4 protein-coding genes are annotated in these 18,995 nt (G+C 63.1%); 1 reads left to right on the forward strand and 3 read right to left on the reverse strand.

Annotation, left to right across the window (positions count from 1 at the left end):
* Positions 1 to 74 precede the first annotated feature (74 nt).
* From ACFWHB_RS09700 to nrfA, 3 genes are read right to left on the reverse strand one after another with little or no spacing between them, the layout of a single operon-like run.
* Positions 75 to 749, reverse strand: coding sequence for a 4Fe-4S dicluster domain-containing protein (locus ACFWHB_RS09700; protein ID WP_395950061.1), 675 nt, complete (start codon positions 747 to 749; stop codon positions 75 to 77).
* Positions 746 to 1,342 (reverse strand): cytochrome c nitrite reductase pentaheme subunit, encoded by a 597-nt coding sequence (nrfB, locus tag ACFWHB_RS09705; RefSeq protein WP_395950062.1) that lies wholly within the window; start codon positions 1,340 to 1,342, stop codon positions 746 to 748. The genes ACFWHB_RS09700 and nrfB overlap by 4 nt, the downstream gene beginning before the upstream one ends.
* A 51-nt stretch (positions 1,343 to 1,393) precedes the next feature.
* Complete coding sequence (nrfA, locus tag ACFWHB_RS09710) at positions 1,394 to 2,836, reverse strand: ammonia-forming nitrite reductase cytochrome c552 subunit (RefSeq protein WP_163137867.1); 1,443 nt, start codon at positions 2,834 to 2,836, stop codon at positions 1,394 to 1,396.
* Positions 2,837 to 3,574: 738 nt separating this feature from the next.
* Here nrfA and ACFWHB_RS09715 point away from each other — a divergent pair.
* Positions 3,575 to 18,967, forward strand: coding sequence for a retention module-containing protein (locus ACFWHB_RS09715; RefSeq protein WP_395950063.1), 15,393 nt, complete (start codon positions 3,575 to 3,577; stop codon positions 18,965 to 18,967).
* Positions 18,968 to 18,995 lie beyond the last annotated feature (28 nt).

The raw sequence follows: 18,995 nt of genomic DNA on the forward strand, positions 1-18,995 counted from the left end.
GGTTATTGCCGGGGTAGACGGCGATGGGGCAAATCCCCACACCAGCGAGGGGAAGTGAAATGCCGCTTGCATGGTCATGACGTTATCTCCCCTTTGGGCACGCGGTACATCTTGGGCGAGGTGCCGAGCGCCTGCTTGTAGCGATAAGTGGTCTCCTTCACCAGCCGTTTGGCTATGGGGCTATCGGGATCATCCAGATTGCCGAACACCAGCGCCTTGGTGGGGCAGGAGGCCACGCAGGCCGGCTCCTTGCCCGCCGCCAGGTTGGTCTTGCGGCAAAAATCGCACTTGTCCGCTACCCGGGTGACCGGGTTGATGAAGCGCACCTGATAGGGGCAGGCGGCCAGACAGTACATGCAGCCGACGCACAAGTCCGGGTCCACGTCGACGATGCCATCCTCCTTGCGGATATGGGAGGCACCGGTCGGGCAGACGTGGACGCAGGGGGCGTTGTCGCAGTGCTGGCAGGACTTGCGAAAGAAGTGGTAGTCGGCATCGGGGAAGGTGCCGACGGGGCCGGTGCGGAGGATCTCGAGCCGCGAGACCCCCTGTGGCACCTGGTTCACCTCCCGGCAGGCATCCATGCAGGCGGTACAGCCGATGCAGGCCGTCTCGTCGTGCAGCATGCCGTAACGCACCCCGTCTATGGCCTGGCTGTGGGCGAGGGCCGTCGCGCGAACAGGCCCCGTCATCATGATCAGCGCACCCGCTCCCATGCCAGCCATAAAGTCACGACGAGAGCAGCTCATGGTGCCTCCTTGCCCGCATTGACCTGCAGGCCGGCCGCCTTGGCTTGATGCTGCTTGCTGTGGCAATCGACGCAGATCTTGATGCGGGATTTTTCGGCTATCCCCACCATGGGTTCCTTGGCCGGGTGCAGCGCGTGACAGCTGGTGCAGCTGAGCTTGGTGGCGTGCACGTCGTGGGCCCAGAGCGCCTCGCGCAGGGGTTTGGGCTCGTGGCAGCTCATGCAGACCCCGTTCTGCTCGGCGATGGGGTAGCCATCGTCACCTTGCTTCTCATTGAAGCTGTCGCTAAAGCGCATCACGTCCTTGACCCCTTCCCTGTGCTGGGGGGAGGGCTGGCCGTGGCAGTTGGTGCAGGTGACAGGTGCCAGGTTGTTGGGATTGGTCGCCTGACCATGCTTGCCATGCATCCCCTCGGTCTGCTCCTTGTGGCAGTCGGTGCAGGCCTTGTCGGGGCTGCGCAAGAACGCCACGTCATGCGTTTGGGGCAGGGCCGCAGGCGCGATCGTCGCCTCGGCAGCCTGGCCCTGCAGGCTGGTCAGCAGCATGGCCGCCATCAGCATCAGTCGTAAGAAATCCATCGTTAAATCACCCATAGGAAGCCTCCATCCGATTGCGGGCCCGACTCGGCGGGCCCGCAAATCTCGTTACTGTGCGAGCCGTCCGGCCGCTTTGGCCTCGGCATCCCAGGCGGGGACTGTGGTCTTGAGGAACTGGGCCTTGTCGCCGTTCATCTGCTTCATGTCCATGCCAAGGGCGGCCTGGGCCTTCTCCTTGCTGGAGATGTCAGGAATGGCGATCTCGTGGCTGATCCCCTTGGCCGCCAGCAGGCGAGCCAGCTTGGTGCGGGCGTCGGCGGCCTTGTCCAGGGCGGTACCCAGCATGCGCAGCGCCACTTCAGGGGCGTGCATCTGCACCCCGTGGGAGGCGATGGAGAAGTCCCAGCGCCATTGGGCGTGACGGATGTCTTGCAAAATGTCCTTCATCTCGGCATCGGTGGCGCCGGCATCCCAGGCCGCCTTGGCCTCGAAGTGGGCGTGCACCAGCTGCTTCTCGACCTTCAATTTGATCTCGGTCACCGCATCCTTGCGCTGCTTGACCACCCCCTGCAGCATCTCCTTGCTCTGGGTGTGGCAGTTGCGGCAGGTCTGCTCGAAGCGATCGAAGGGGTTACCCACCTTGTGATCCGTGTAGACCTTGCCCTGCTCGTTCTGCACCTTGGGCATGTGGCAGTCGACGCAGGCGACGTTGTTCTGGCCGTGAATGCCGGCGCGCCAGGTCTCGTACTCGGGGTGCTGGGCTTTGAGCATGGGGGTCTTGGAGAGGGCATGGGTCCAGTCGGCGAAGCCGATTTCGTCGTAGTACTCTTCCATCTGCTCGACAGTGGTGCCCTTGTCCCAGGGGAATTTCACCGCCTTGGTGGGGCCATTGAAGTAGTACTCCACGTGGCACTGGCCGCACACCTGGGACTGTTGATCGAAGCGGCCCTGCTCCTTAAACGGTTTGCCGATGGCGGTCATGGCGCGGTCTGCATAGGGGCGGGAGAGGTGCAGGGCAGGTTTCCCTTCCTTGAACTCTTTCGAGGCGGTGTCGTGGCAGTCGGCGCAGCCTATGGTATTGACGATTTCCGGCCCGCCCTTGGCCCACATCCCCTTGAAGTAGCCATCTTCGCCTTTCTCGTCGATGACGCGGGCCACATCCGGGCCCTTGCAGCTCCAGCAGGCCATGGGCAGGGGACCGTCTTCGGCGGTTTTCGGTGCCCCGGTGCGCAGTGTCTCGCGCACGTCCGTCAGGGCATAGAAGTGACCGCGGGGCTTGTTGTAATCCTTGGAGAAGGGGTAGCCGGCCCAGAGCACCACCATCTGCGGATCTTCCGCCAGGGCGTCGGTGCGCTCCCGGCTCTCGCTGGTGTTTTTCCAACTGCTGAACTGATCGGCGTGATCCTTGGCGAACAGCTCGCTGCGCGCCTCTATCTTGCCCTCGGGGGTGGCCTCGTCTGCCTGTGCCAGCATGCTGGTGCCCAGCAGGGCAGTCAGCAGCAGGGCGGCCAGACCCGGCCGAAATGGCTTGTTATGTGAACCCACGGTCATCACTCCCAGATAAAATGTCCATGCCGAGCCTGACCGTTCCATCTTGGTGCGTGGACATCTGTGCCCATGGTCGATGGGCATGGCAGGCCGATTAATTGTTATGACTGCATAGAAAATGATTTTTATGCATTTGCTCGTGGAGATAATACCAAATGGGTAAAATGGATAATCATTTATCCCTGTGGGAGTTGCGCTAGATCAATTGGCATGGGGGGTTAATGCAAAAAGTGAGATCCAGGTTGAATTATTGAGCCCAGTCGGGTGGTTACCCCCATCATCTCTCCATGGTGATGCGCTGCGGCTGGCCATCGCCTCGGGGATGCGGGAGCGTGCCAAAGGGCGGGAGAGCAGGGGAATGGCCTCTGTGACCTGGGGTGCCGCCAAGCGAAAATGAATACTTATTCTTTATTTCTGCTGGGGAGGGGTGCCTTGCCTTCCCCTGGTGAAATAGTGGGAAAGCCTGTCGGGCGCGTTCAGGTCAGAAGCTGTCGCATGAATGGGTGCCAATAGGGTTATATTCTTAATTTCAGGCAGAAAATCGGACTTATATCCTGAGCTATTCCATGAATTGCAGCTCTTTTTTGAATTTAATAGGAAGGTTTGCGGCATTTACTTTCGATATTTTCGAAAATGACGAAGGGATCTGTGTCCGTAGAGGCGGTAAAATAGCCGCCTGTCACGGTGACGTCCTGTACCCTTGTGGGTCTGGACTGTCTGTGTTTACCCGTTGGAGGATGTATGGCTGAGCTGCGAATAGAGAAACCGACTCTTGTTACCCAGGTGGAGGGTGCCGTGTTTGTAATGGATGCCAATGGCTCCTTGCACCCTGCTACTCTGGGGATGCAGCTGCTGCCGGGAATGCGCCTGCTCACCGAAGGGGACGGGCGTTTCGAGCTGGCCGATCCCGCGAAGACCCCAAACGCCGACCAGCCCGAGCTGGCGCAGACAGAACCGAACCTGGCCATGGATCCCGAGCTGGCCAGCTTGCAGGAGGCCATCCGTCAGGGGGCCGACCCGACCGAGCTGTTTGAGGAGACCGCGGCCGGTAACGCGGCAGCCGCCACGGGTGGCGGTGTGGTCGGCTCCAGCGCTGGCGGCTTTGTGGTGGTGGATCTCAACAGCGAATATACCCTGGCGGAGTCTGGCTTTGACACCGATCATCAGGGTGCCCAGCCAGGGGACGAGCTGCTCTATTCGGAAGATCAGGATCTCCTGGCGGGCATCACCATCACCGAGCCCCAGACCACCGACAACATCATCAACGCCGACGAGGCGACCGGCGTCATCATTCGCGGCTTTGTCGAGGATGTGGAGGTCGGCCAGACCGTCACCGTTACCCTGATAGACCAGGATGGTAACCGACTCACCACCACCACAGTGGTGCTGCCGGGCTTCGTCTGGGAGGCCAACTTCGGTGACGTCACCGGCAAGCTGGTGGACGGTCCGCTCACCATAGTGGCCGATACCCAGGATGCCGCCGGCAACCGGGCCAGCGACACCGGTCAGACCCTGCTCGACACCATCACCACCATCACGCTGGATCTCAGTGACGAGAGCGACACCGGCGCCAGCCAGGTGGACGATCTGACCCGCGACACCACGCCGCTGCTGCAAGGCAAGGGAGAGCCCGGTGCCACCGTCACCCTGAGCCTCGGCGGAAACGTTCTGACCGTGCTCACAGTGGATGGCAACGGCAACTGGCAATACCAGATCCCCAGTGACATGGCCGACGGCGCCTATGATTTTCGCGTCGATTCGGTGGACATCGCCGGCAACAGAGCCAGCGACACCCTGACCGTCACCGTCGATACCCGGGCCGGCATCGACATCGACGATCTCGACACCCAGAACATCCTGGGCCACGACAATGTCACCCTGAGCGGCAGCACCACAGAGGTGGAAGCGGGCCAGCGCGTCACCATCAGCCTCATCGGCCAGAACGGCCAGACCCTCTACAGCGGCGCCGCCCTGGTGGGGAGCGACGGTCGCTGGCAGCTCAATGGCCTGGATCTCTCCGGCATTCAAGGCCCCTTCGAGGTGCGCGCCGAGGTGACGGATCTGGCGGGGAACCGGGTGATCGATGGCGCCCCCCTCATCGGCCAGAGCGATACCCTGACCCTGTCCGAGGCGGATCTGGCCAAGGGCCCGGTGAGCGCCACCGGCTCCCTGCACACGGGGGCGGGCATGGATGGCAACCTGCAGGTGAGCTTCGGCGCCGATCAGAGCGCCCTCGAGCAGCTCGGCCTGACCAGCCAGGGCGCTGCCCTCAGCTACCAGATAAACGGCCAGACCCTGACCGCGAGCGCGGGGGGCGTCACCGTCTTCACCCTGACCCTGGCCAATGACGGCAGCTATCGCATCCTCTGGCAGCAGAGCCTGGATCACGGCCAGGACAGCCAGAGCCTGCCGTTCTCCCTCGAATATCGCGACAGCGACGGGGATCTGGTGAGCGCCAATCTCACCGTCAAACTGGTGGACAGCACGCCGCCGGACTTCACCATAGCCCCCATCTCGCTCACGGAAGACGGCTTCACCCAGCAGGGCGCCGTGGTGGGTCAGAGCGAGTTCGTGGTCGGCCACCAGGCCGATCCCCTGCTGGCGGACTCTCTTGCCTTTGCCGATCAGGCCGCGACGCTCACTCGCCTGAGCGGCAGCGGGCTCAGCAGCGACGGCCATGTGCTCAGCTTCGAATTCACCGGCGATCGCCTGCTGACCGGCTATTACCAGGATGCCAACGGCAACCGGGTCGAGGTGCTGAAAGCCGAGCTGACAGCCAGCCAAAATGGCAGCGATATCGATGGCAAGGTCACCGTCTCCCTCAATGGCCCCCTGGATCATCAGGGCAGCGACCAGCTCTCCCTCGGCCTCTCCATCTCTGCCAAGGAGATAGACGGTGACGAGACCCGCGCCGATCTCCAGGTCGCCATCAATGACGGCATGGATCCCAGCCTCGGCATCGACACTGGCATCAGCCTGCAGGAAGGGGCCATCGGTCAGAGCCTGGATGGCCAACTGCCGGTCAATGTGGGCAGTGACCGCCTGGTGTCCCTGAACTTCGAGGCAAGCCAGCCCGCCCTGGATGGTCTCACCAGCGGCGGCAAGCCGACCAGCTATCAGGTCAACGGCAATGTCATTACCCTGCTGGATGCGGGGGGCAAGACGGTGTTGACCGTGACCCTGGATCTGGACGGCAAGTACCATGTGACGCTCGATGGCGTGCTGGATCAACCTGTGGGCACCAACAGCGTCAACCTAGGGCTGCAGGTGCAGGGCACCGACTTTGACGGTGACCAGAGCAACCTCGGCACCCTCAACATCCAGATCACCGATGGTGTCTTGCCCCAGGTCGACCCCGTCTCCCTGACTCTGACCGAAGACAGCAACTGGAGCGCGGCCCAGACCCTCTCCGGGGATCTCAACATCACCGCCGGCAGCGATCCCCTTGCCAACATCAGTTTCGATCCCAGCCAGCCGGGCCTGCAGGGGCTCACCAGCGGCGGTCAGCCCGTTGTCATCAGCATCAGCGGCAACAGCATCACCGGCGCCGTCAACGGCCAGAATGTGTTCACCCTCACGCTTGATCAGAAAGGTCACTACGTCTTCACCCTGAACCAGCCGCTGGATCAGGGCAGTGCGGACAGCCTGATCAAGGCGGGCTTCACCCTCACAGACAGTGATGGGGACAAAGTCTCCTCTTCTTTAAGCGTCGCCATCGGCGATGGGGCCAACCCGGTGATCAGCGCCGTGACCGGCTCCAGCCTGACCGAGGCCAACCAGGGCGACGCCGCCGTGGTGGGCAATATGAGCTTCACCGTGAGCCACGGCTCGGATGCCCTCGATCAGAGCAGCCTCAGGTTCGATATCGCGGCGATCCAGAGCAGTCTGGACGGCAAATACAGCAGCCACGGCAGCCCGGTTACCTTTACCCTGGATGCCAATGGGGATCTGGTGGGCACCAGCGCGGATGGCCGCGAGGTGCTGCGCGCCGAGCTGGATCTCGTGGACAACAACGGCAACTGGAGCGTCACCACCAAGGTGACCCTGAGTGGTGAGCTGGATCACCAGGGCAGCGAGTCCCTCGACCTGCCTCTGGCCATCACGCTCACGGACAAGGATGGAGACAGGGTCTCCACCCAGTTGCCGCTGACCATCAAGGACGGCAATGCCCCCGGCTTCGTGGCAGGCAGCGGGGTGAGCCTGGACGAGGGCAACCTCGATGGCAGCAACCCCCTGACTGGCACGGGCCACTTCACCGTGGACGCAGGCTCGGATCGGGTGAGCGAGGTGTCGTTCGCCGATCCTGCCGAGCAGCCGGCCCTGACCGCCCTGGGCCAGAGCGTGAAATACGAACTGGTGGACGGCGATGCCGGCATCCCAGGCAACCAGATCCTCAAGGGCTATGTGGAAGTGAACGGGGTGCGGGTCGAGGTGTTGCAGGTCGAAATCAGCGGCAAGCTCGATAACGCCGCCAGCAACGGTTTTGACTACAAGGTGACCCTGTTCGAGGGGGTACACCAGACCAATGGCGGCAGCACCGAGCTGCCGTTCAAGGTCAACGTCGTCGACAGCGACAAGGGCGCAGGCAACAACGATACCACCTCGGGCACCCTCAACATCAGCGTTGCGGAAGGGGACAAGCCGACCCTCAGCCTCACTGGGGTGACCCTGACCGAGGGGCGCTTCGATGGGGCCGGCAGCAACCAGACGGCGGACGACCAGCAGGCCAGCGGCACCCTGACCATCACCGCCGACTCGGATCCCGTGGTGGACGTGCGTCTGACCCTCTCCGGTCAGGTCGTGGACGCCAGCGGCAAGGCCATCACCCACAACGGGGAGACCCTGACCTGGCAGGAGGTGCCGGGCAGTAACGGTCACAGCTTCCAGGGGGTGACAGCGAGCGGCACCCTGGTGCTGAGCGTGACCCTGCCGAGCGTGCCGGGCAGTATAGCGGCCCACAGCTCGGCGACCCTGGATTACCAGGTCACTGTGCACACCAACCTGGATCACGGCGCCGATGACAAGCTGAACCTGACCCTGCCGGTCCAGGTGACCGACAGCGATGGCTCTGTGATCAACGGCAACACCACGGCAGTGATCACAGATGCTGCCGACCCGAGTCTTGGCATCGACACCGGCATCAGCCTGCAGGAAGGGGCCGCCGGTCAGAGCCTGGATGGTCAGCTGCCGGTCAATGTGGGCAGCGATCGCCTGGTGTCCCTGAACTTCGAGGGGAACCAACCCGCCCTGGATGGTCTCACCAGCGGCGGCAAGCCGACCAGCTATCAGGTCAATGGCAACCAGATCACCCTGCTGGATGCGGGCGGCAAGACGGTGCTGACCGTGACCCTGGATCTGGATGGCAAGTACCATGTGAAGCTCGATGGCGTGCTGGATCAACCTGTGGGTACCAACAGCGTCAACCTGGGGCTGCAGGTGCAGGGCACCGACTTTGACGGTGACCAGAGCAACCTCGGCACCCTCAATATCCAGATCACCGATGGTGTCTTGCCCCAGGTCGACCCCGTCTCCCTGACTCTGACCGAAGACAGCAACTGGAGCGCGGCCCAGACCCTCTCCGGGGATCTCAACATCACCGCCGGCAGCGATCCCCTTGCCAACATCAGTTTCGATCCCAGCCAGCCGGGCCTGCAGGGGCTCACCAGCGGCGGTCAGCCCGTTGTCATCAGCATCAGCGGCAACAGCATCAGCGGCGCCGTCAACGGCCAGAATGTGTTCACCCTCACGCTTGATCAGAAAGGTCACTACGTCTTCACCCTGAACCAGCCGCTGGATCAGGGCAGTGCGGACAGTCGGATTTTGGCGGGCTTCACCCTCACAGACAGTGATGGGGACAAAGTCTCCTCTTCTTTAAGCGTCGCCATCGGCGATGGGGCAAATCCGGTGATCAGCGCCGTGACCGGCACCAGCCTGACCGAGGCCAACCAGGGCGACGCCGCCGTGGTGGGCAATATGAGCTTCACCGTGAGCCACGGCTCGGATGCCCTCGATCAGAGCAGCCTCAGGTTCGATATTGCGGCGATCCAGAGCAGTCTGGATGGCAAGTACAGCAGCCACGGCAGCCCGGTGACCTTTACCCTGGATGCCAACGGGGATCTGGTGGGCACCAGCGCGGATGGCCGCGAGGTGCTGCGCGCCGAGCTGGATCTCCTGGATAGCAACGGCAACTGGAGCGTCACCACCAAGGTGACCCTGAGTGGTGAGCTGGATCACCAGGGCAGCGAGTCCCTCGACCTGCCTCTTTCCATCACCCTCACGGACAAGGATGGGGACAGGGTCTCCACCCAGTTGCCGCTGACCATCAAGGACGGCAATGCCCCCGGCTTCGTGGCAGGCAGCGGGGTGAGCCTGGACGAGGGCAACCTCGATGGCAGCAACCCCCTGACCGGCACGGGCCACTTCACCGTGGACGCAGGCTCGGATCGGGTGAGCGAGGTGTCTTTCGCCGATCCCGCCGAGCAGCCGGCCCTGACCGCCCTGGGCCAGAGCGTGAAATACGAACTGGTGGACGGCGATGCCGGCATCCCGGGCAACCAGATCCTCAAGGGCTATGTGGAAGTGAACGGGGTGCGGGTCGAGGTGCTGCAGGTCGAAATCAGCGGCAAGCTCGACAACGCCGCCAGCAACGGTTTCGACTACAAGGTGACCCTGTTCGAGGGGGTACACCAGAGCAATGGCAACAGCTCCGAGCTGCCGTTCAAGGTCAACGTCGTCGACAGCGACAAGGGATCAGGCAACAACGACACCACCTCAGGCACCCTCAACATCAGCGTTGCGGAAGGGGACAAACCGACCCTCAGCCTCACCGGGGTGACCCTGAATGAAGGGCGCTTCGATGGGGCCGGCAGCAACCAGACGGCGGACGACCAGCAGGCCACCGGCACCCTCACCATCAAGGCGGATTCGGATCCCGTGGTGGACGTGCGCCTGACTCTCTCCGGTCAGGTCGTGGATGCCAGCGGCAAGGCAATCACCCACAACGGCGAGACCCTGACCTGGCAGGAGGTGCCGGGCAGCAATGGTCACAGCTTCAAGGGGGTCACAGCGAGCGGCACCCTGGTGCTGAGCGTGACCCTGCCGAGCGTGCCGGGCAGCATAGCGGCCCACAGCTCGGCGACCCTGGATTACAAGGTGACTGTCCACACCAATCTGGATCACGGCGCCGACGACAAGCTCACCCTGACCCTGCCGGTCCAGGTGACCGACAGCGATGGCTCTGTGATCAACGGCAATACAACAGCTGTGATCACCGATGCTGCCGACCCCAGCCTTGGCATCGACACCGGCATCAGCCTGCAGGAAGGGGCCTCTGGTCAGAGCCTGGATGGTCAGTTGCCGGTCAATGTGGGCAGTGACCGCCTGGTGTCCCTGAACTTCGAGGGGAACCAGCCCGCCCTGGATGGTCTCACCAGCGGCGGCAAGCCGACCAGCTATCAGGTCAATGGCAACCAGATCACCCTGCTGGATGCGGGCGGCAAGACGGTGCTGACCGTGACCCTGGATCTGGATGGCAAGTATCATGTGACGCTCGATGGCGTGCTGGATCAACCTGTGGGTACCAACAGCGTCAATCTGGGGCTGCAGGTGCAGGGCACCGACTTTGACGGCGACCAGAGCAACCTCGGCACCCTCAACATCCAGATCACCGACGGCGTCTTGCCCCAGGTCGACCCCGTCTCCCTGACTCTGACCGAAGACAGCAACTGGAGCGCGGCCCAGACCCTCTCCGGTGATCTCAATATCACCGCCGGCAGCGATCCCCTTGCCAGCATCAGCTTCGATGCCAGCCAGCCGGGCCTGCAGGGGCTCACCAGCGGCGGCCAGCCCGTTGTCATCAGCATCAGCGGCAACAGCATCAGTGGCGCCGTCAACGGCCAGAATGTCTTTACCCTCACGCTTGATCAGCAGGGTCACTACGTCTTCACCCTGAACCAGCCGCTGGATCAGGGCAGTGCGGATAGCCTGATCAAGGCGGGCTTCACCCTCACAGACAGTGATGGGGACAAAGTCTCCTCTTCTTTAAGCGTCGCCATCGGCGATGGAGCCAACCCGGTGATCAGCGCCGTGACCGGCACCAGCCTGACCGAGGCCAACCAGGGCGACGCCGCCGTGGTGGGCAATATGAGCTTCACCGTGAGCCACGGCTCGGATGCCCTCGATCAGAGCAGCCTCAAGTTCGATATTGCGGCGATCCAGAGCAGTCTGGATGGCAAGTACAGCAGCCACGGCAGCCCGGTGACCTTTACCCTGGATGCCAACGGGGATCTGGTGGGCACCAGCGCGGATGGCCGCGAGGTGCTGCGCGCCGAGCTGGATCTCCTGGATAGCAACGGCAACTGGAGCGTCACCACCAAGGTGACCCTGAGTGGTGAGCTGGATCACCAGGGCAGCGAGTCCCTCGACCTGCCTCTTGCCATCACCCTCACGGACAAGGATGGGGACAGGGTCTCCACCCAGTTGCCGTTGACCATCAAGGACGGCAATGCGCCCGGCTTCGTGGCGGGCAGCGGGGTGAGCCTGGACGAGGGCAACCTCGATGGCAGTACACCCCTGACCGGCACGGGCCACTTCACCGTGGACGCAGGCTCGGATCGGGTGAGCGAGGTGTCGTTCGCCGATCCTGCCGAGCAGCCGGCCCTGACCGCCCTGGGCCAGAGCGTGAAATACGAACTGGTGGACGGCGATGCCGGCATCCCGGGCAACCAGATCCTCAAGGGCTATGTGGAAGTGAACGGGGTGCGGGTCGAGGTGCTGCAGGTCGAAATCAGCGGCAAGCTCGATAACGCCGCCAGCAACGGTTTTGACTACAAGGTGACCCTGTTCGAGGGGGTACACCAGACCAATGGCGGCAGCACCGAGCTGCCGTTCAAGGTCAACGTCGTCGACAGCGACAAGGGATCAGGCAACAACGACACCACCTCGGGCACCCTCAACATCAGCGTTGCGGAAGGGGACAAGCCGACCCTCAGCCTCACCGGGGTGACCCTGACCGAGGGGCGCTTCGATGGGGCCGGCAGCAACCAGACGGCGGACGACCAGCAGGCCACCGGCACCCTGACCATCAAGGCGGATTCTGATCCCGTGGTGGACGTGCGCCTGACTCTCTCCGGTCAGGTCGTGGACGCCAGCGGCAAGGCCATCACCCACAACGGTGAGACGCTCACCTGGCAGGAGGTGCCGGGCAGCAATGGCCACAGCTTCCAGGGGGTGACCGCGAGCGGCACCCTGGTGCTGAGCGTGACCCTGCCGAGCGTGCCGGGCAGCATAGCGGCCCACAGCACGGCGACCCTGGATTACCAGGTGACTGTCCACACCAACCTGGATCACGGCGCCGACGACAAGCTCACCCTGACCCTGCCGGTACAAGTGACCGACAGCGATGGCTCTGTGATCAACGGCAATACAACGGCAGTGATCAAAGATGCCGCCAACCCCGTGATCAGCTCCATCGGGAGTGTCACCGTCAATGAGTCGGATCTCAATGGCGGCACTGGTCAGCACGGGGGCACCAACCCTGCGGGTACAGGGGAGAAAGCCACCGGGCAGGTGGTCATCGATGCGGGTAGCGACAAGGTGGTGGCCCTGCAACTGGATGTGGCCCGCTTCAACGCCCTCAACCAGCTCAGCTCCGGGGGCAAGGCCGTCAGCATCAGCGCCGACAGCCAGCCGGGTGTCTATCTGGGCAAGGACAGCGGCGGCAAGCTCATCTTCAAGCTGACCCTGGATGTCTCCGGCCGTTATACCTTCGAGCTGACCGGCAATCTGGATCACAGTGCTCAGGGCAATGATCTGCTCGATATTCAGCTACCGTTGCAGGCCCTGGACAGCGATGGGGATCTCAGCGGCGAGGTGATAGGTCACGTCAGCGTGCGGGACGATGTGCCTGTCGCGGACGATTACAGCAAGACCCTGAACCAGGGGGCGAAAGTGAGCGGCGATCTGCTGGCTACCGCCAGCGAGGGGGCCGACGATGCCGTGGTGAGGTCGGTCACCATCAATGGGGTCGAACACTCCATTTCCGCCAGCGGCAACACCACCATTGCGGTCACAGACAGCACAGGGCAGACCATAGGCACCCTGGTGATCAACGCCGAGGGGAATTACAGCTTCACCGCCCGGCCGGATATAGATCACAGCAACAACACCCTGGTGCAGAAGGTCGACTTCCACCTGGTGGATGGTGATGGGGATACCGATGATGGAGTGCTGACCCTGACCATCAGGGATGAGGCTGGTCTCCTTAACGTGACTGCTGCGACCGGGCAGGAAGATGAGGGGGCGCTGGATCCAAGCCAGGGCATTCCCATCGCCATGAACCTGGACATAGGCGACTTCGATCGGGGCGAGTTCGTTGAGAAATTGCTGATCCAGGCACCGGCCAATGCCCATGGCACCTTCTACTTCAACGGTGTTGCGCTCACCACCATCACCCAGGGTGGCAAGACCTGGTATCAGGTGCCGCCAGCGGCCATGGTGGCGGTGGCCAATACCGATGACAAGTTCCAGTTGACTGGTGTGACCTTCGTACCCGCTCACGACTATTCGAGCCAGAGCGATGGCGGCAACCCGCTTCGCTTCCCGGTGCAGTTGCAGGTCGGCGTCACCGAGGGGAACAAGCCCCCCGTGCTGACCGGCAACCTGGATATTACTGTACAGGGCATTGCCGACAAGCCAGTCTGGGTCTCTGGCAGTACCGATCAGCATTACAGCATCAACGAAGACGGCTCCGGCATAGCCCTCAACGTGCAGGCCAAGCTCACCGACACCGACGGCTCCGAGACCCTGAGCTACCAGATCAAGTGGGCGTCCGACGAGGGCAGCCTGACCCTGAACGGCAAGGTGCTCACGCCCGACGCGAACGGCCTCTATACCGTCTCTGCGGGGGACATCAACAAGATCACAGTCGTGCCCGGCAAGGACTACAGCGGTGACATCAAGCTGGTCGTGACCCCGGTCAGTACCGAGAAAACCCCCGTAGTCACCGGGAAGGAGACAGCCCTTGGGGATCCCATCGATCTCATCATCAACGTCAACCCGCTGGCGGATGACGCCAAGCTGACGGTGCGCGACATCCAGGGCAAGGAAGACAGCCTGCTGGATCTGGGCAGCAAGATAGCGCTCGCCCATCTGGGGGATACTGCTGATGGCTCCGAGCAGATGTTCGTGCGCATCAGCGGCCTGCCCGCCGGCGCCACCCTCTGGCTCGGCGGCGTGGCGGTCACCCTGGATGCAAACGGTTATTACGAGGTGCCCTATGATCGCATCGGCGAGCTCAAGCTGGAGCCGCCGAAGGACAGCAACGTCGACTTCGATCTCAACATCCAGGGGGTGGTAAAGGATACCGCCACCTTGACCGATGCCAATGGTCAGACCCAGACAGTGGTCAACGAGAAGGTGACCGGCAGCCAGGGCCTGCATGTGGATCTGGTGGGGGTGGTGGATGAGCCTCATTTTAATCTGGACAGCACCGGCTGGAGCCAGGATGGCAAGGGCTACACCACCACCATAGGGGAAGATGGCAAGGCGCCGCTGGACTTCAAACTGACGTCGGGGGAGACGACGAGGGATGGTTCCGAAACCCTCAACCTGGTGCTGGAAGGCTTGCCGGAAGGGGCCAAGGTATTCGATGGCAACGGCAAGGAGCTCACCCTCACCTTCGCCGGGCTCGACGCCCAGGGCAAGCCGACCTATCAGGTCGACGTCTCGAGTCTGGGCAACCTGCAGATCCAGCCGCCCCCCAACAGCACCGCCGATATCCACCTCATCGGCCACGTGGTGGTGACCGAGAACGACGGGGATCACCAGAGTTTCGACGTGCCGCTCACCATCAAGGTGGAGCCCGCGATCGATGCCGGTGACTATGCCAAGACCAGCCATGGTCTGGAGGATCAGTTCGCCGTGCTCGACTGGCAGCCGGACCTGACCGACAGCGCCGAAAAGGTGACTCACCTCAGCCTCTCCGGCATAGAGCCGGGTTACGAGATCTGGATCCGGGTGGGCGGGGCCGAGACCCAGCTTAACGTGACGGGCGGCAAGGTGGAGTTGAGTGACGCGGATCTGAAGAGCCTGCTCGGCGGCGGTCAGCTGCTGGTGAAGGCGCCACAAGACAGCGACAGGGACACCACCATCAAAAGCCATGTCACCGTGACTCAGAAAGATGTGGATTCCAATGTTGTAGTCAGCAAAGAGGTCAATGGTCAGCTGCACGTGGATATCCAGGCCGTGGTCGAACCGGATGGCAACCTGGTGCAGCAGGGTGGGGATCTGGTCAGCCCGGATGGTCATGACATCCCGCTCAAAGATGTCTTCGTGTTCGATGACAGGGATCCGACCAGCGATGAGGTCATCGACTACCTGGTCATCAGCGATCTGCCCCCCGGCTTCGTGGTGGTGGGCGGGATCAACGACGGCCAGGGCAACTGGACAGTGCCTAACAGCGCCCTCGGGAGCTTCTCCCTGCGTTCACCGGATGGTTTCACCGGCACTGCCACCTTCAAGGTCAGCGCCAAGGTGATCGATCTTGGCGACAACAACGAAGGGGATGTCAGCGCACCGGCTTATCGGGAGATCACCACCAGCGCCGAGTTCAAAGGTGCAACCAACTCTGGCCAGCTTGCGGCCGGCGTCGATCTCGACAACAGCCAGCCCATCACAGGGGTAGAGGATCACGGCGTCAACTTCGGCACCCAGCTCAAGAGCATGGTGACCCTGGGGACGGCAAACATCGGTGATGACGAGCTCAGCATAGTCCTCACCGGTCTGCCCCCCGGCGTGAGCGTGCAGGGGCTCACCTTCGACTTCGTCAACGGCGAGTACCTCATCAAGCTGCCGGGTGGCCTCAGTGACCTCGACAAGCTGACCCTGACCCTGCCGGAGGATTACGCCGGCAGCGGCCTGAGCTTCAACGTGCGTCTGGTCAATACCGACACAGTGAGTGGCAACACCAATACGGTGGAGAAGGTCGTTTCCCTCTCCATCACCCCCGAGGTGGACATCAAGGGCGGCGTGGATGGCCAGCCCGAGCTGCACCTGCAGGTGAAGGAGGTGAACGGTCAGCCGAGCAACCTGGAAGACACCGAGATCCACCTCGATCTCTCGGTCAAACTCGCGGACATCAGCCCCTCGGTGGCCAACGGCGGCCTGGAGACGGTGGAGCGGGTAACCCTGACAGTGGATGCCCAGTATGGCCATTTCCTCGATGCTAATAGGAATCCCGTCCAGTCCCTGGTGGTGGATGCCAATGGCCTCAAGGATCTGGTGTTCGTACCCAGGGAGCACTTCAGCGGTCAGGTACCCCTGGGCATCAAGGTCGACATTCTGGACAGTGCCACCACGGGGACGGACAGGGGCAGCTGGAGTGGCAATGCGAGCTTCGAGGTGCTGCCGGTCAATGATCCGGCCCAGCTCACGGTGAAGGATGTGAGCGGCAACGAGGATGGCAGCGTCAGCCTCGGCGGGCTAGGCGCGACCCTGGTCGACAATGATGGCTCCGAGCAGATAGTGGCGCTGCAGATCAAGGGGGTGCCGGACGGCTTCACCCTGTCGGCACCGGCGGTCAACAACGGCGGTGGCGTATGGCAGGTGCCTGTGGGCACAGACTTCTCCAAGCTGACCCTGATCCCGCCCGCCAACTTCAGCGGCAACGTGGAGCTCACCCTGAGCGCCTTCACCCAGGACTTGGGGCTCACCATGCCCCTCGAGACCAGCGACAGCTTCACCGTCACCGTCAAGCCGGTGGGGGATGCCATCATCGCCGACATTCAGGACAAGGCGAGCGGCACCGAGGGGGACGTGGTCACCCTCAACCTGGGGCTGGAGACCAAGGACACCCAGGCCACCGGCGGCAGCGCCACCAACGTTCACGAGAACGGCCCGGAGCAGGTGCGGGTCACCATAGAAGGGGTTCCCGATGGGGCAGAGATCCGTCTGCCGAGCGGGGTGACCGGCACTGTGGTGGATCTGGGCGGCGGCGTCTGGCAAGTGACCACGACGGGCGGCAAGCTGGCGGCCGTGGAGCTGGTGACCAACGACGCCAATGGCACCCTGGATCTCAAGGTGACGGCCCAGAGCCTGGACAACGGCGCCCTCGGCCCCGAGGTCAGTGGCACCATCCAGGTGGAGGTGAGCCCGGTCAACGACGCCCCCATCAACGTGTTGCCAACGGATCCCCAGGTGGCCCAGGAGGACAAGCCCTTCGTCATCCAGGGACTGCAGGTGAAGGATGTGGACGCGGGCAGCGGCACCATGGAGGTGCGCCTGTCGGTGGAGCACGGCACCCTCAACCTGCCGGCAGGGAGCGGCGTGACCCTGACCGGCAACGGCACCGGCTCTCTGGTGCTGACTGGCACCCTGGCGGATCTCAACGCCTTGCTCTCCGGTGGCGTGACTTATCAGGGCAACGGCGACTTCCACGGTAATGACGCCCTGACCATGGTCACCAATGATCTGGGCAACACCGGCAGCGGCGGGGCGCTCGGCGACACAGACGTGCTGCCCATCGAGGTGCAAGCGGTCAATGATGCCCCCGTCAACCTGCTGCCGGGCACCCCTCAGGTGGCACAGGAGGATACCCCCTTCGTCATCAAGGGCCTGCAGGTACAGGACGTGGATGCGGGCAGCAGCCCCATGGAGGTGCGTCTGTCCGTCCTGCACGGTACCCTGGTGCTGGCGGACGGCAGCGGGGTGACGGTGACTGGCAGCGGCAGCGATACCCTGGTGCTGAGCGGATCGCAAGATGCCATCAATGCCCTGCTGGCTGGCGGCGTGACCTATCAGGGCGAGCAGGACTTCAATGGCCAGGATGCCCTGACCATGGTGACCAACGACAAGGGCAACACCGGCAGCGGGGGAGCCCTGGTCGACACAGACGTGCTGCCCATCGAGGTGCAGGCGGTCAACGATGCCCCTGTGACCCAGGTGCCGGCCGCCATGCAGGTGAAGGAAGATGGTTCACTGTCCCTCTCCGGGATCAGCGTGAAGGACGTGGATGCGGGCACTGCCCCCATCTCCATGGTGCTGAGGGTCGAGCACGGCGTGCTGACCCTGCTCGGGGCGGCGGGCGCCGTCTCGGTGCAGGGGGCTGGCACCAGCGAGATCACCCTGGTGGGCTCCCTTGATGATCTTAACAACCTCATCAATGGCAACCTGCATTACGAGCCGGCCAAGGACTTCTGGGGACAGGACAACCTGACCATTACCACTTCGGATCAGGGCAATACCGGGTCGGGCGGCGTCCTGACCGACAGTGCCCAGATTGGCATCCAGGTGACCGCAGAGGCAGACGATCCCCAGCTCAGTCTGGGCACCCACGACATCCATGCCCTGCAAGGGGCCTGGGTGCCGCTCAACCTGAGTGCCAGCGTGGTCAACCCGGCAACCGGCGAACTCTCCATCCGCATCCAGAATCTGGGGAGCGCCCAGGTGGTGGATGAGCACGGCCAGAGCGTAGGTCATGCGGACAGCAACGGCGACTGGCTGCTGCCGGGGGATCAGTCCGTGCCCCTCTACCTCAGCGGTCTGACGGCGGGGGATCATGCCCTGACCCTGAGTGCGGAATCCAGCGCGGGTAGCAGCACCCTGAGATCGGCCGAGGAGACCCTCAACATCCACAGCCAGAGCGGCCATGACCTGCTGGGCTCGGATCAGAGTGACTGGCTGTTCGGCTCCACCGGCGACGATCGCATACTGGGCGGCCTGGGGGATGACGTGCTCCGGGGTGGTCAGGGCAACGACATCCTGACCGGTGGCGCGGGCAGCGATCTCTTCGTGTGGGGCAGTGGCGATGAAGGAACGGCGGCCTTGCCGGCCATCGACACCGTCACCGACTTCCACCCGGAGGAGGGGGACAAGATAGATCTGGCGGACCTGCTCAAGGGGGTGACCGACAACAGCGTGGATGGCTTGCTGGGCCACCTCTCTGCGTCTGTGACCACGGGCAGCGCGGGCCTGAGCGATGTGAATCTCTCGGTCTCTCCGGCGGGGGATGGTCAGGTAACCCAGCAGATCACCCTGAAGGACGTAGATCTGAGCGGCTGGAACCTGAGCGGCTCCTCCTCCCACGACATACTGCAGTCCATGCTGGATCAGCACAGCCTGATCATCCAGCACCCCTGAAACTAAGGGAGACAGCACCATGGAAAAG

Source organism: Aeromonas mytilicola subsp. aquatica (assembly GCF_044336385.1).
Classification (GTDB): Bacteria; Pseudomonadota; Gammaproteobacteria; order Enterobacterales; family Aeromonadaceae; genus Aeromonas; species Aeromonas rivipollensis.